We start from the raw sequence: 14,538 nt of genomic DNA on the forward strand, positions 1-14,538 counted from the left end.
GTCACGCCCGGTCAGGGAGGACGGGAAAGCCGTCCGCAGGGCGAAGGGGGCCAGGTGATTCGGACACCCGGATATGGGGAGGTATGCGAAATGCAGAGCGCCGCAACGGTGCTGGGTGTCCTGCGTGAGCGCGGCAGGCGCCGTCTGCCGTGCAATGAACTGTATCGACAGTTGTTCAACCCGCAGTTGTATCTGATGGCCTACGGTCGCATCTACGCCAACCACGGCGCGATGACGCCCGGGGTCACGCCGGAAACCGTGGACGGCATGTCCCAGCGGAAGATCGACCGGATCATCGAAGCGATGCGCCACGAGCGCTACCGCTTCCGGCCGGTCCGGCGCGTGCACATCCCGAAGAAGAACGGGAGCACGCGACCGCTGGGGCTGCCGACCTGGTCGGACAAGCTCGTCGGCGAGGTGGTCCGCCTGATCTTGGAGGCGTACTACGAGCCGACGTTCTCCGACCGATCGCATGGATTCCGTCCCCGAAGGGGCTGTCACACCGCCTTGCGGGAGGTGGCCCACACCTGGACCGGGACGTCCTGGTTCGTCGAAGGGGACATCGCCGACTGCTTCGGCAGCCTGGACCACCAGGTCCTGCTGTCGATCCTCGGCGAGAAGATCCATGACCAGCGGTTCCTGCGGCTGGTGCGCAACATGCTCACAGCCGGATACCTGGAGGACTGGAAATGGGGAGCCACGCTCTCCGGAGCGCCGCAAGGCGGAGTGGCTTCCCCGATCCTGTCCAACATATATCTGCACCGGCTGGACGAGTTCGTCGAGAAAGTTCTGATCCCGGAGTACACCCGTGGAGAGCGCCGGGTTCGCAACCCGGCATATCTGGAGTTGCAGAATCTGCTGGCGAAAGCCCGCCGGCGCGGCGACCGGGCCCAGGCCCGGGCACTGCGTCAGCGGATGGTGAGCCTGCCGAGCGCGGATCCCAACGATCCGTCATATCGCAGGCTTCGCTATGTCCGCTACGCAGACGACCACCTCCTCGGATTCACCGGACCGAAAGCCGAGGCTGAGCAGATCAAGCACCGCCTGGCGGAATTCCTGCGCGACGAACTCAAGCTGGAACTCTCCCGGGAGAAGACGCTGATCACCCACGCCCGCACCCGGGCGGCGAGGTTCCTCGGCTACGAGATCACGACCCAGCACAACGACACGAAGAAGACCGGCCGCTACCGCAGGGTGAACGGCCAGATCGCCCTTCGTGTCCCCAGGGACGTGATCAAGGCCAAATGCGAGCCCTACCTCGTTCGCGGCAAGCCCGCGAAGCGAACGGAACTGACCAACGGCAGCGATCACGCGATCGTCGCCACGTTCGGGGCCGTCTACCGGGGCATCGTCCAGTACTACCTGCTTGCCGGAGACGTCTTCCGGCTGCACCGCCTGCGATGGGTCATGGAGACCTCGATGCTCAAGACCCTTGCGGGCAAGCACCGTTCGACCGTGACGAAGATGGCCGCCAAGCACAAGGCCAGGATCGACACACCAAACGGGCCCCGAGTCTGCTTCGAGGCCTGCATCGAGCGGGAGAACAGGAAGCCGCTGGTGGCGCGGTTCGGTGGAATCCCTCTTCAACAGCAGCGGTCGGCGAAGGTCGTCGACCGTCGGCCTGTCTGGGTGGACTATCCGCACAAGGAGCTGATCACCAGGCTCCTGGCGGACACGTGCGAGGTCTGCGGGGCCACCGGTGATGTCCAAGTGCATCACGTCCGGGCCCTCGCCGATCTCGCACGTGCTGGATGGCCGCCGTCCGACTGGGCGCGCGTCATGCTCGACCGGCGGCGCAAGACCCTCGTGGCCTGCGCTGCCTGCCACGACCGCATCCACGAGGCACGAACAGCCGGATCACACACGCCGTGATCACTGGAGAGCCGGATGACAGGGAAACCGTCATGTCCGGTTCGGCGGGAGGCCGCGCGGAAAAGGACCTGCCACGGGCAGGCACCTCGCCGCGCGGCCGACCCAACCTCCTGGATGAACAACTTCGGCAAGCTCCGACGCCGCACCGAGCGGCGCAAGGCGGCGGTCCAGTTCTTCCTCGCACCGGCCTGCACCGTCGTCACCGTCCGCTGCCTCATCCGACGCGCCTGGACCCACCGCCGCTGGAACGCCCGACCTCGTAGCCCACGCATCCGATGACCTGCTGGCGGAGCCTCCGAGCGCGGTGCCGGTGATGACGGCCAAATACGCCAACTACCCGGCGTTGTGAAACGTCCCTGCCCCGACATCCTTCCCCGGACGACCGCCGCATTGTGCCGGTGCGCCCGCCGCGGAGCCGACGGGCTTCGTCTGAAGCCTTGACACGGCGGCGAGCCAGGCCGTTCGATATCCCTCGCCATGTTCGAACTAGTCGGATTCTGGCGAGTTCTGTTTAGTTTTGACGATCCGTTAGAGGCTGGGGAAGCGCATGGCGCCGAGGGTGAACCGGAGTACGCGGATGCGGCGGGCGGCGGCGGCGGTGGCGGGGGTGCTGGTGGCGGGGCTCGGTGCGGTTCCGGCCGCCGCCGACACCGCCGCGCCGCTGCTGCAGGTGCCGCCGATGGGATGGAACGCCTGGAACACCTACGGGTGCAACGCGACCCAGGCGCTGATCGAGTCGGTTGCGGACAGCATGGCCGCCAACGGCATGCGGGACGCCGGGTACCGGTACGTCAACGTGGACGACTGCTGGATGACCCGGGACGCGAACGGCCACCTGACCGGCAACTCCAACTACCCCGACCTGAAGGGCCTCGGCGACTACCTGCACGCGCGGGGCTTCAAGTTCGGCATCTACGAGTCGCCAGGTGCCAAGACCTGCGCTGGGTACTCGGGGAGCGCCGGGCACGAGACCGACGACGCCAACACCTTCGCGTCCTGGGGCGTCGACTACCTCAAGTACGACTACTGCGAGAGCGCCTCCTCGCTCTCCGGCCAGGCCGCCGACTTCGCCCGGATGCGCAGCGCGCTGCGGGCCACCGGCCGGCCGATCGTGCTCAGCATCAACCCGAACAGCGGCAACAACACCGGCGCGGGCGTCGTGCGCTCGTGGGGCGACGTCTCCGACCAGGCGCGCAGCACCGAGGACATCGGCAACCAGTGGTGGAGCCAGAGCTGGCCCAACGGCATCGCCAACATCGTCAGCGAGAACGCCACCCTGGCGTGGCGGGCCGGCCCGGGCTCGTTCAACGACGCGGACATGCTGGAGATCGGCAACGGAGGGCTCAGCACGACCGAGGAGCGGACCCACTTCGCCATGTGGGCGATGATGGCCTCACCGCTGATCGCGAGCGCCAACCCGGCGAGCGTGAACGCGACCTCGCTGGCACTGCTGAAGAACCCGCGGCTGATCGCGATCGACCAGGACTCCCTGGGCCTCCAGGGGCGGGTCGTCGCCGGGAGCCGGCTGGTCAACTCCTCCGGCTCGCTCGTCCTGGCCAAGCCGCTCAGCAACGGGGACGTCGCCTTCGCGCTGTACAACGGCTCCGACAGTGCGCAGACGCTGAGCACTTCGCTGGCCGCGGTGGGCGTCCCGGGCACCGGGACCTGGACCGACCAGTACAACGGGGCCGTCGTCCAGAGCGGCGCCGCGAGCGTCGCCACCCAAGTCCCGGCCCACGGCACCGCCGTGTACCGCGTCACCACACCCGGCGCACCGGCCTCCTGGTACACCTCGTTCGTCGCCGCCACGGCGGGCGCCCACGGCTACGAGGCCGAGGACCCGGCCCGCTCGATCGTGGCGGGCCGCTGGACCACCAACTCCGGCGCCGTCTTCTCGGCCTGCTCGGTCTGCTCGGGCGGTGAGAAGGTGGGCTGGATCGGCGGGACGAACAAGCTCCACCTGAACGGCATCTACGCCCGGAATGCAGGCACCTACCCGGTCACCGTCCAGTACGTGAACGGGGGCGGCGACCGCTACGCCACGATCTGGACCAACGGCGACAACCCGCAGAAGGTCTCGTTCCACGGCAACGGCGACTGGAACTCGACCCAGACGACCACCGTCCAGCTGGCCCTGCAGGCGGGCTACAACACCGTCAGCTTCGGCAACGAGTACGGCGGCTGGGCGCCCGACATCGACAAGATCTCGGTGCCTGCCACCGGCTGATCGCCCGCCGCATTCACCGGGCCGTCTCGTCCTCGATGTGACGGGGCCGGACGGCCCGGGAGCAGGTGAGGGTCTGGGGCACCAGCAGCGGGGCCAGTAGGCCCGGCGGCAGGTACCAGGTGCACGTGCACATTTCAGGAACACCGGACCTGCTCGAGGGTCTGGGCACCGCCGAAGTGTCCTCGCAGCGGTGCGGGCACGTGATCCGATCCCGTGACACGGTGATTCGCTGGTTCCCGGGAAGGCACACGGTCGCCGCGCCGACGCCGTCACGTCTCATGGTGGGCGTAGCCGTTCCGCCACGCCCACGCGGCGACCTCCACACGGTTGCGAGCCGACAGCTTGGCCTGGATGTTGGTCAGGTGCGTCTTCACAGTGCCCACGGTGATGTGAAGCGCCTCGGCGATCTCGGCATTGGTCAGCCCCTGGGCCACCAGGCGGACCACATCGAACTCGCGCGGCGAGAGAACTGCTTGCGCGCCTTGTGGAGGGGGCGTCCGCATCATCCGTTCCAGCAGACGGACGGTGATGGCGGGGCTGATGAGCGAGTCGCCGACCGCCGCCGCACGTACCGCCTCGACCAGGAGGCGGGGGCCGGCGTCCTTGAGGACGAAGCCGCAGGCGCCGGACTGAAGGGCCCGGGTGACGTACTCGTCGTCATCGAACGTCGTCACCATGACGACTCTCGGCATGTGAAGCGCGCCGGGCCGGGTCAGGGCCCGCAGGGCGTCGAGCCCGTCGAGGCGGGGCATGCGGATGTCCATGAGGACGACGTCGGGACGGTGGCGTGCGGCCAGGGCGACGGCCTGCACGCCGTCCTCGGCCTCGGCCACGACGGTGATGTCATCCTCCACGGACAGGATCATGGCCATGCCCGTGCGGACGATGGCCTGGTCGTCCACGATCATGGTCCGGATCACGCGGCGTCCGCCCGATGAAGCGGGAGGGACAGTGGCAGGCGTGCGTGGACCTGCCAGGTGCCGTCGCTCCCGGCACCGGTTCGCAGGCTGCCCCCCGCGCTGGTCACCCTCTCCTTCAGGCCCGTGAGGCCGTAACCGGGCGGGGCCGTGGGCCCGGCCACTCCGTCGTTGTCGACCGAGACGGCGACGTGCCGCTGTTCGGCCTGCACCCGCACGGCCACCGTGCGGCAGGCGGGAGCGTGCTTGCGGATGTTGGTCAGGGCTTCCATCACCACGCGGTGGACGATGGCTGCCACGTCCGTCGGAAGCTGCTCAGTGGGTCCGTCCTCGACAAGTCGCACGGACACACCGACGGGGCCGAAGCCCGCTACCAGTGCGCGTACGGCGGTCATGCCGCCGGGCGGGGTGAACGGGGCACCCGGATCGTCCGCCCTGAGCGCGCCGACCATGCGGCGCAGGGACACGAGCGCTTCCGCGCCGGTGTCCTCAATGCGCCGCAGAGCGGCCGGCACGAGGTCGGGCCGCTTGTCGGCGATGGCGCCGGCGCCCTGGGCCTGGACCACTATGCCCGTCACGTGATGAGCGACGTAATCGTGGAGGTCCCTGGCCAGTCGCAGGCGTTGTTCGAGGCGGATGCGGTACTCCCGTTGCCGCCGGTCGGCCACGACGAGTCGGGCGGTCACGGCGGCGCCCGCGACAGCCACGGCGATCAGCGTCAGGATGAAAGCGACGATGACGCTGCCCTCGCGGACCTCCACCGCGAGGGGGCGCGACACGACGGCGGCGATCAACGCCACCGTCCCCACCGCCGCGGGGGCGGCTGCACCGCGCCGGGCCGTGAACGCCAGCACGATCAGCAGCGCGACAGGCTCGAAGGCGCCGTACGCCGTGGACGCGCCGTGGTCCGCGCGCAGGTGCACCGCCGTGGTGAAGGCCAGCGACGCCACCGCGGCGCAGAGGCCCGCACAGGCCGTGCTCCAGGGACCGGCGCCACACAACGTGGTGAAGGGCAGTGCGAGCAGGACGACTGCCGTCGTCATCGCCGACAGCCCCAGCAGCAGACCGGTGACCGGCTGGTGGAAGGTTCCCCACCGCAGGTCGAGTCCTGCGGCCGCCGCCGCGAGAAGGAGCAGGGCTGACCACCGCAGTGTGACCGCACCGCGCAGGAGGGCCGGCAGCCGAGGTCGAGGGGAGGACATGCAGTGAAGGGTAAGACAGCCAGCTCGCCTCGCCCTCTGCCGAAAGTCGTAAGTATCGCCCGAGAAACCTGTCTTTCGCGGGATCCGCACAGTGACCGGCGTCCGGGAAGGTTGCCACCGATACCCCGTCGGACCCCGGAGCGACTGACGCATGAATGTGAACCTGACCATCGAAGCGACGTACGTGCTGGGCCCCGCCCTCGCCGCCTTCCTCGCTTTGGCCGCCGTGCGCCACCACCGTGCACAGCCCGGCTGGACGGGCCGGCACGTGGTACTTCGCGCCGCCGCGTGTCTCTACGCCGCGGCCGTGCTGTCGATCACGGTCTTCCCCCTGGAGGTGACCTGGGGCAAGTACGCCAACCAGATGCCGTGGTGGAACCAGATCAACTTCGTTCCTCTGGTCACCGCCGACATGACCGCGATGCCCAACATCCTGATGTTCGTGCCGCTCGGCGTCACGCTGCCTCTCCTCACGCGCGTGAGCAGCACGGTCCGGGCCGTCGGGGTGAGCGCGCTGGCGAGCCTGTGCATCGAGTCGACGCAGCTGCTGTCGTACGTGCTCTTCAACAACGGCCGCGCCGTCGACATCAACGACCTGCTCGCCAACACCCTGGGCGGGCTGTTCGGCTACCTCCTCGTGCGCCTCTCCCTCGGCAGGCCCTCGGCACGTGAGCTGCTGCGGCGCTTCGCACTGCCCGGATCTGCCGCGGGGCGGCCGGTCGTGGCGGCGGCCGCTTGACAGGTTGGGTGACGGAGCCGCGCCGGCCGTCTGCCGTGCCGGGCCGGCGCCGCGGGTGAACCTGGCCCTGCACGTCACCGTTGTGGTCCACGGAGCGCCGACAGCGGGTGGACCACCGTAGGCGTACGCCCGGCGCGTTCCATGACCTGGGAGATCAGAAGTAGCACGTGCCATCGGTCCGACCGGTCCGTCGGGCACGATCCGCCGCACTCCGCACACACCGTGCTCGCCGTGCTCTCCATACGCTCCGCCACCTGCCCGAGACCGTGAACAGAGGCTTCTTCCTCTTTCGCGTGGCCCGCCGGCCTGTGACGTAACTTCGGGATTCCTGAAGCGTTCTCAGCTCGTGCGACCGATCTGCGGTCCGGTCGAAGGCGAGGAGGCGCGGTCCTCGATGCCTAGCTTGCCCGTATGGAGGCCGATCAGAAGAGCTCGAAGGGCTCCGCTCCCTGCTGCGCGAGTACTACCCGGCCGCCCTGGCCGCCTTCGAGCCGTGGAAGAACGGCCTGTGCCGCCCCGAGGCCCGCGAGATCCTCAAGGCCGCCCCCACCCGCGCGAAAGCCGCACGGCTGACCCACACGCAGCTCGCCGCCGCGCTCAAGCGCGCTGGCCGCAAGCGCGGCATCGACGCCGAGGCCGAGCGACTGCGCGAGGTCTTCCGTGCCGACTGGGCCCATCAGCCCCCGCTGGTCGAGGACGCGCTCGGCCGGCAGATGCTCGCCCTCCTGGGCCAGCTCACGGCGGCCTGCACCGCCGCCGACGACCTCGCCCAGGCCGTCGAGGAGGTGTTCCCGCAGCACCCGGACGCCGAGATCATCTGCAGCTTCCCCGGCCTCGGCACCCAGCTCGGCGCCCGGGTCCTGGCCGAGATCGGCGACGACCGCGAGCGCTTCGCCGACGCCCGCGGCCTCAAGGCGTACGCCGGGGCGTCCCCGGTCACCCGGGCCTCCGGCAAAAAGTCCAGCATCACCCGGCGGTGGGTGAAGAACGACCGGCTCAACCACGCCGGCTACCTCTGGGCGTTCTCCGCGATCACCGCCTCGCCCGGCGCCAAGGCTCACTACCGGCGCCGCCGCGACGACCACGGAGACTGGCACGCCTCCGCCCAGCGCAACTTGTTCAACCGCCTGCTCGGGCAGCTCTACCACTGCCTCAGGAACCGCCGTCTGTTCGACGAGCAGACCGCCTTCCCCACCGAGCTGGCCGTCGCCGCTTGACGGCTTGGCGCCGTGAGGTGTCTTGATGCCCGTCCCGGAAGGCCTGGGGCGGGCATCAAGGTGTCCGGCCCGCGCACCAATGCTCTGACCTGTGGCGTTATCGACCCGTGACCTGGCCATCAAGGTATTGCCGACTTGTCCGGGGCGGTCATCAAGGTATCGCGACTCTGTCGGCGGGGCGCAGCCGGGCGCCGGATCAGGTCGCACGTACGATTCCCTGCCGTGGGCAAAGAGCGGAAGACTGCACAGAGCCCACGCGCGGAACGACCCCGCACTCTTGTACAGGGTGGAAAGAGCCGGCGGCCGTCCTCATTCGGGCCACTCGGGCTTCCGCTTCTCGAGGAAGGAGGCGATGCCTTCGCGAGCCGCCGGGGACTGGGAGGAGACGGCCATGACCTCCCCGGTGATCTCGTATGCGTCGGTCTCCGGGCGGTCCAACTGGGCATAGAGGGCCTGTTTGCCCAGCGCCTTGCTGGCTGGGCTGCCGCGGGTGGCGCGGGCGAGCAGTTCTTCGACGGCCGAATCCAGCTCTCGGTCGGGTACGGCGCGATTGATCAGTCCCCAGTCCGCGGCGGTACGAGCATCGATCACGTCGCCGGTGAGGGCCATCTCCATGAGCCTTTTGCGCCCGACCGAGCGGGCCACCGGCACAGCGGGCGTATGGCAGAACCAGCCTCCCTTGCCCCCGGGAAGCGCGAAACCGGCAGACTCTCCGGCCACCGCCAGATCGCAGGTCGCCACCAGTTGGCATCCAGCGGCCACGGCCAGGCCGTGCACCCTGGCAACCACGATCTGCGGCACGGAGTGGATCAGCTGCATCACGCCGGTGCACAGTTCGAGCAGGTCGTGGATGTCATCGGGGCCCGCGTCCAAGACGTCGGCGAAGTCGTGCCCGGTGCAGAAGACGGGGCCGTTCGCGGCCAGCGTGATGCCGGTGGCGGAAGAGCTGGCCACCTCGGTGAGGGCCTTGTGCAGGTCCCGGAGCATGCTCCAGCTCAGGGCGTTTCTGCGCTCGGGGTGATTCAGGGTGATCCTGGCAGTTTTACCTCGAGCCGCCACAGTGAGGTGCTCGTACGCGGCCATGCCCCCACCCTACGCCGGAGTAATGCGCCGCGCCCCGGCTCCTCACCTGCGGTGAGGAGCCTCGAAGCCGTCCTGCCCCTCGTCGTCTGAAGAGCGCGCCGCTGCCGTTCGGCCAGTGGGGTGACAGCCCACCGCTGATCCCCGTCCTCGAACGAATTCGGATCAGGCGCCCGGCCGGTGTGGACGGTGCCGTCACCGCGTTCACGAAGGCTGCTGCTGTGGAGGAGCGGCACGCCCATCGGGAGGCTGCGTGGATTCTCTTGAAGTACCTCGGCTGGGCCGCGGCTGCGGCCTGGCTCCAAGCCCGCGTGGCGGCGGGCGACCGCCGGGCTCTGCGGGAGATGGCGGACTTTCTCCGGGAAGCCGGCCGGACCGAACAGGCGCTGGAGTGGTACACGAAGGCGGCTGAACAGGGAAGCCGTTCATCGGCCAGTCATGCCTTGCGAATCCGAGCGCAAGGTGCGCTCGGCGGCGCCACTGCCGAGCGCGTCCCCGGTGAGGGTGACCTTGGCAGCGACCGAAGCGACTGAACCCGGATCAGCGCGGCTTCCCGACGCTCCTCCAGCAACCCCAGCGGCGACGGCGGCATCACACACTCCGTTCCGACCTCGACAACTCGACGCCGAATCCCTGCCGCCCAACCCCGCACACCATGCTTGAACAGCGAGAAGTGAAGTCACACGCCGCAAGCGGATTGCGGATGCCTTCTCAGTGGGAGAGCGCGGCGAGGGTGTGTGGGTGTCGCCGTGCGGTTGAGGCTGTAGAGGACGTCGTCGGTCAGCGTGAGCGTCAGGCCGCCGGGTTGGGTGACGTATCCGGCGTTGATGAGGCCGCAGATCGCTTGGTCGTGGAGGGGGTTGGTGTGGTCGGTGTCAGCAATGTGCCAGATGGTCAGGAGGGTTTCGGCTTCGGTGGGGGTGAGGGGGTCGTGTTGGTAGCGGGTGGGCTGGTCGGTGTCGTCGGTGTCGTGGGGGGCGATGAGCTGGGTTTGCTGGCTTGTGACGAGTAGGTCCAGACGGGGTGAGGTACTGAGGTAGCCGCCGGGTTCGCCGCGTAGGGCTACGGTGCCGCCGATGGTTGGGTGTGCGAGGGCCTGGGCGGCTGCGTCGTCGACTCGCTTGAGGGGCCAGCTGAGGGCGCGGGCGATTTCCTCGGGGAGCATGGGCCGGTCGGCGAGGGTGAGGGCGTTGACCAGCCGTAAGGCGTCGTGGGCGAGGCCAGGGATTTCCTGCCGGGTGGACGGGTGCGGGGGAGCGAGGAGAGGTCGTCGGTGTCGCGCAGGATGTCGGCGGGGTGGAGATCCAGTCGTCCACGCGACAGCACGCACACGCACCGGACAACCCCCTCCGTAGCCCCAAGATCGCGCGCATCCTCTCACGCGCCGGTGCGGTCCCGGACCCTCGGCCCACACGTTCCCGCACCGCCGCCACCCGCGCCGAACGCTACGACCCGGTACTGCCAAGGACGATCAGGAGTGATCTCGGTGACCCGTAACATCGACCTCGACCGGCTGCTGGAGGCCGCCGGTTCCACTCCCGATGCCCGTCCCCGGTACGACCTCGAAGCGGGCTGCCGGCACATCGCCGACCGGCAGGCCGTCCGCCGGGTGGCGGCCGCGGCGCAGGGCGGCAGGCGCCTGTCGCGGCCCGCCCCGCCCGTGCGGCAGGAACCGTCGGTGCGGTACCTGCTCGACGACGCCGGTCGGGACCTGAAGGCCCTGACGAAGCTGGTGATCAACGAACCGGACGCCTGCACCTGGCTCGACGGCCTCGTGACCAGGTGGGAGCCGCGCGGCGGCCTGGTCTTCGGCTGCCTGCTCGACCTCACCGGCCAGCCCTTTGACGCTCAGTGGTGGTGGCAGTACGCAGCCGGCGCCGGGAACCTCACCGCCGCGTACTGCCTCTACCTGCACCACATCTGCATGGGCGAGCTGCGCGACGCGGAGCACTGGTTCCACCAGGCCGCCCGCCTTGACGAAGACGCACCGCCCCTGGTGCCGCCCGCGATGCCGGACCTGCCCGGCTACCCATACCTGCACGACTCGCAATCCTCGCCCTGGCCTCCACGGCCGCCTGCTACCTGCCGTCGCCGGACGCGCTGGTCGACGAGGTCAGTCAGCTGGTGGCCCGTGCCGACGACAGCGACGACACCACCGACGGCATTGTCGCGCGTCCCTCCCGGCGCACGCCCAACCGCATCGAGGAGACGACAGGCAAGCGCTGATCTGACCCCCGGCCCTACTCCGAGAAGTCCGTTGGGGTGGTACGCGCGGTCCCCGTGGGGAGCTGAGCTGCGGCGAGACCGCGGTGGGCGGCGTCGCCGATGCGTCACGCGCGTTGCGCGCCGGGGCACTCCCTGGTGCGTTTCCTCGTCCAGCCGATCAGAACCGGGACCAGGAGGACGGCGAGGGCGGTGTCGACCCGGCTCAGCCACAGCTGCGTGGCCGCGCTCGGCAGTTTGCCCAGTTTCGGGGCGACCTGGCCGGACGGGTCGGTGGTGACGGTGATGATCGTGCCGGCCTCTCCCGAACCGCCGTGGCCCTGGGCCGTCTCGTTGATCGGCGGGCCGTCCAGGGCTTCCAGGGTGTAGACCTGGTAGTCGCTGTTGTCGGCGTTGAACTTCGTTTGCACCTGGGTTATCCGGGCGTGCTGCTCCAGGCCGTGCTCGCGCAACGCCCGGGTGTCCAGCAGGGAGATGTGAACGTACAGCATGACCGTGGCGATGGCGCAGAGCGAGGGTCCGCACCATCCGGGTGATGTAGACGGCCATCACGACAAGCAGCACCAGCAGCGGGACGCCCGCTTGACCGTGGCTACGGTGGGCGAGGTTCGCCGGCTTGCGAACGGCGAAGAACACCACTCCCCCCGTCGTGGCCGTGTCCATCGTCGGGGCCCTGGCCGTGCTCGTCGGCACCGTGCTGGCGGTGTCGGGGCGGTGTTCTCACCGCCTCGACTTACCTGCCTGGGCCCGTGTCTAGTGGTGGTTGTGGTGGGTGGGGTTGGGGCGTTGGTCGGTGTGGCCGGGCGCTGCGCTGTGCTTGTTGTTCTCGCGTCCGGCTGGTGCCGGCCGCGCGCGGTGGGGTGGGGGCGGGCGGTGTGCGGGTGACCCAGAAGGCCACCAGGCCGCCTTCGCCGAGCCCCGCCGCCCGCGTTCCGTGCCGACTTCGGTTTCAGCCGCCGGGGGCTCTGTTCGGGCCAGTTATGCAGAATCGTGGTTCCTGGACCGCCCGCCGGGACGATTCTGTTGGTGCTACCCCAAGTAGCAGCACGGACCTGGGAGATGACACGCCCGGTCGAGACGCCGCGTGAAGAGTTCGTACAGGCGGAAGCGGCAGCAATGCGGCGATGAATTCATGAGCGTCTGCTGAGGTGCCGACGGGAGCCGGTGTCGAGCCCTTATGGCGCCTGAACCAGCTCCGAAGAGCCGCGACGACTGACGAACGAGCCGTACCGACGGTCACCGGCGGCGTATGCCTACCGCTGGCTCTGTCGGCTGCCCGCTTGAACCGCTGCCACCGCACTGCCCCAGCACCTGCCAGCACCGAGCCTCAACTGCGCGTTTCCTGCCCGCATCGCGTGAAACGTCGAAGTAGGGAGTCCTGACCGTGCCGTCCTTGCTGAACTACGCCATCCTCACCGACCCGACCTCGCTCCAAGCGTCGCAGCCCGGGGCACCGTCCATGGGAACGGTGTACGTGATCGTCTCCAACACCCACCAGTCCGAGGTGCGGTGGGACTTCATCGATGTGGAGATACCGGTCGGCAGCGGCCCCAACGACCTGACGGGTAACCCCACGGCGATCAGCGCGAGCATCGAAAAGGACTACAAGGTCAACCGGGAGCCGGAGCCTACCTTCGACTGGGACAGCACCCTCGGCCGCTTCCGGGCGCATGACCCCTCCGGGGGCAGGCTGACCCTGCCTGAGGAGGAGTCGCTGGTCCTGAGACTGGAGAACATACCGGTTTCCGACATGGCGGGGCTGGTCCGCCTGAAGATCTACGAGCGCTCCGGCGGCGGCGACAGCAACCTCCCCGTTCGGCGGGCGAACTTCATCACCACTCTCGGGCTGGTGAAGCAGGCTCCGAAGATCCCACGCAACTTCCGTCCGGAGAAGAACTCCCTGGTGGATGTGGACGCGAGCCAGAACGTCGTGCTGACGTGGGAGGGGCCGGACAACCTCGACTACTGGATCCGCGATCCGCAGGGGAACGAGGTACTCGTCCAGTCGGCGGTCCAGGGGCCACAGGTGACCCAGCAGCCCTACACCTGGTCACCCCCCTCCGCGCCAAGGCGAGGCACCACCTACACCCTCATCGCCGGCACGACCACCGCCGCGCAGCAACACCACGGGTACTTCCTCACCACCACGGTCCACGCACTCGTCCCCGAGTTCGACAGCGGGACGCGCACTCCGTGGGTCGAGCAGGCGCCGAGCAAGAGCCGTGCCACCTTCTCCACGGCCGGGATGGAGATCCACAATGGGGCCGGCGCCCTGGGAACCGTCACGGCCGACAGGGTCGACGTGGACCGCGTGGACACCAGGGCTGTGCACGGCCGCACCGCCAGCGACGGCTGGATCGACTTCCCACAATCGGGCCTGAACGTGCATCAGGGCGGCTCTACCCAGCTGGGCACCCTCTCGGCCGAGAAGGCCGAGGTGGACCGTGTGAACACCAAGTCAGTGCACGGCCGCAACCTCGGCGACGGATGGATCGACTTCCCGCAAGGCGGAGTGCACGTGCACAAGGAGGGCAGGCAGGACCGGGGGACCGTCTGGGCCGACAGGGCGGACGTGAACGGTGTGAAGACCGCATGGGTGCAGGGGCCGAGCGACAGCGACGGGTGGATCGAGTTCCCGCCGTCCGGGCTGAACGTGTTCCACGGCCAGGGGAAGGCCTGGGGAACCGTCTGGGCCGACAGGGCCGACCTGAACAGCGTGACCACACACTGGACAGAGGGACCGGACGGGAAGAAGAGCCGCATCACCTTCACCGAAACGGGCGTGAAGATCACCGACCCCGAGAAGAAGCGGGGCACTGTGGTTGCCGGCGAGACCAACGTTCGCAGCGTGGTCACCCCTTGGGTGTCGGGGCCCCAGGCTGGAGCGGGATGGATCTCCTTCCCGAACGAGGGGGTGGACGTGCACCGGGATGGCGAGGTTTCCTTCGGAAGGATTCGATACGCCTCGTACAAGGAATCGCAAACGGTGAATGAACGCCCCGTGCACCGCAGGCTGCCCCCTTACGAGTGGCCGCCGCGGTCCGGGAACTAGGGCGCGTAT

Annotated in this window: 11 protein-coding genes and 2 pseudogenes; 7 read left to right on the top strand and 6 right to left on the bottom strand. The window is 69.0% G+C overall.

Annotation, left to right across the window (positions count from 1 at the left end):
* Positions 1–90 precede the first annotated feature (90 nt).
* The 3 genes and pseudogenes from BOQ63_RS04645 to BOQ63_RS04655 all read left to right on the top strand — a co-directional run bounded on the left by BOQ63_RS04645 (position 91) and on the right by BOQ63_RS04655 (position 4,099).
* Positions 91–1,872: a reverse transcriptase/maturase family protein gene (locus BOQ63_RS04645; RefSeq protein WP_191093617.1), complete on the top strand. Its 1,782-nt coding sequence runs from the start codon at positions 91–93 to the stop codon at positions 1,870–1,872.
* A gap of 108 nt (positions 1,873–1,980) precedes the next feature.
* A pseudogene (locus BOQ63_RS04650) lies at positions 1,981–2,151 on the top strand (IS5/IS1182 family transposase); the annotation flags it as partial.
* Positions 2,152–2,431: 280 nt separating this feature from the next.
* The gene (locus tag BOQ63_RS04655) at positions 2,432–4,099 is read left to right on the top strand and encodes an alpha-galactosidase D (RefSeq protein WP_158876611.1); all 1,668 of its coding nucleotides are present in this window, start codon (positions 2,432–2,434) and stop codon (positions 4,097–4,099) included.
* A gap of 269 nt (positions 4,100–4,368) precedes the next feature.
* Here BOQ63_RS04655 and BOQ63_RS04660 read toward each other — a convergent pair whose 3' ends face one another.
* Positions 4,369–5,007 carry a response regulator gene (locus BOQ63_RS04660; protein WP_030557852.1) on the bottom strand — a complete coding sequence of 213 codons (639 nt, stop codon included), beginning with the start codon at positions 5,005–5,007 and terminating at the stop codon, positions 4,369–4,371.
* Positions 5,008–5,015: 8 nt separating this feature from the next.
* A complete protein-coding gene (locus BOQ63_RS04665) occupies positions 5,016–6,218 on the bottom strand; it encodes a sensor histidine kinase (protein ID WP_072653460.1) in 1,203 nt (400 codons plus the stop codon).
* 151 nt (positions 6,219–6,369) lie between these two features.
* Between BOQ63_RS04665 and BOQ63_RS04670 the strand changes: the two genes are divergently transcribed.
* Together BOQ63_RS04670 and BOQ63_RS04675 are read left to right on the top strand one after the other, a co-directional pair.
* Positions 6,370–6,957 carry a VanZ family protein gene (locus BOQ63_RS04670; RefSeq protein WP_046386355.1) on the top strand — a complete coding sequence of 196 codons (588 nt, stop codon included), beginning with the start codon at positions 6,370–6,372 and terminating at the stop codon, positions 6,955–6,957.
* A 419-nt stretch (positions 6,958–7,376) separates the two neighbouring features.
* Positions 7,377–8,174: pseudogene (locus BOQ63_RS04675) on the top strand (transposase); the annotation flags it as partial.
* Between the two features lie 309 nt (positions 8,175–8,483).
* Here BOQ63_RS04675 and BOQ63_RS04680 read toward each other — a convergent pair.
* Entirely contained in the window at positions 8,484–9,257 is a 774-nt protein-coding gene (locus BOQ63_RS04680; protein ID WP_072653461.1) for an enoyl-CoA hydratase-related protein, read from the bottom strand.
* 179 nt (positions 9,258–9,436) lie between these two features.
* Here BOQ63_RS04680 and BOQ63_RS04685 point away from each other — a divergent pair, with 179 nt between their 5' ends.
* Positions 9,437–9,787: a hypothetical protein gene (locus BOQ63_RS04685; RefSeq protein ID WP_072653462.1), complete on the top strand. Its 351-nt coding sequence runs from the start codon at positions 9,437–9,439 to the stop codon at positions 9,785–9,787.
* A gap of 146 nt (positions 9,788–9,933) precedes the next feature.
* Here BOQ63_RS04685 and BOQ63_RS04690 read toward each other — a convergent pair whose 3' ends face one another.
* The 3 genes from BOQ63_RS04690 to BOQ63_RS04700 form a co-directional block, all read right to left on the bottom strand.
* Complete coding sequence (locus BOQ63_RS04690) at positions 9,934–10,419, bottom strand: hypothetical protein (RefSeq protein ID WP_072653463.1); 486 nt, start codon at positions 10,417–10,419, stop codon at positions 9,934–9,936.
* A 306-nt stretch (positions 10,420–10,725) separates the two neighbouring features.
* Positions 10,726–11,295 carry a hypothetical protein gene (locus tag BOQ63_RS04695; RefSeq protein WP_143174621.1) on the bottom strand — a complete coding sequence of 190 codons (570 nt, stop codon included), beginning with the start codon at positions 11,293–11,295 and terminating at the stop codon, positions 10,726–10,728.
* Positions 11,296–11,584: 289 nt separating this feature from the next.
* Positions 11,585–11,968: a hypothetical protein gene (locus BOQ63_RS04700; RefSeq protein ID WP_072653464.1), complete on the bottom strand. Its 384-nt coding sequence runs from the start codon at positions 11,966–11,968 to the stop codon at positions 11,585–11,587.
* A gap of 902 nt (positions 11,969–12,870) precedes the next feature.
* On the opposite strand from BOQ63_RS04700, the gene BOQ63_RS04705 reads away from it, so the two are divergent.
* On the top strand, positions 12,871–14,529 hold the full coding sequence (locus BOQ63_RS04705; RefSeq protein WP_360466437.1) for a hypothetical protein: 1,659 nt from the start codon (positions 12,871–12,873) through the stop codon (positions 14,527–14,529).
* The last annotated feature ends 9 nt before the right edge of the window (positions 14,530–14,538 follow it).

The organism is Streptomyces viridifaciens (assembly GCF_001888885.2).
In the GTDB taxonomy this organism is placed as follows: Bacteria; Actinomycetota; Actinomycetes; order Streptomycetales; family Streptomycetaceae; genus Kitasatospora; species Kitasatospora aureofaciens.

Excerpts from the sequence above, each read along its gene's own strand:
- BOQ63_RS04645 (WP_191093617.1), top strand. The coding sequence starts at position 91 with ATGCAGAGCGCCGCAACGGTGCTGGGTGTCCTGCGTGAGCGCGGCAGG.
- BOQ63_RS04660 (WP_030557852.1), bottom strand. The coding sequence starts at position 5,007 with ATGATCGTGGACGACCAGGCCATCGTCCGCACGGGCATGGCCATGATC.
- BOQ63_RS04665 (WP_072653460.1), bottom strand. The coding sequence starts at position 6,218 with ATGTCCTCCCCTCGACCTCGGCTGCCGGCCCTCCTGCGCGGTGCGGTC.
- BOQ63_RS04670 (WP_046386355.1), top strand. The coding sequence starts at position 6,370 with ATGAATGTGAACCTGACCATCGAAGCGACGTACGTGCTGGGCCCCGCC.
- BOQ63_RS04680 (WP_072653461.1), bottom strand. The coding sequence starts at position 9,257 with ATGGCCGCGTACGAGCACCTCACTGTGGCGGCTCGAGGTAAAACTGCC.
- BOQ63_RS04690 (WP_072653463.1), bottom strand. The coding sequence starts at position 10,419 with ATGCTCCCCGAGGAAATCGCCCGCGCCCTCAGCTGGCCCCTCAAGCGA.
- BOQ63_RS04700 (WP_072653464.1), bottom strand. The coding sequence starts at position 11,968 with ATGCTGTACGTTCACATCTCCCTGCTGGACACCCGGGCGTTGCGCGAG.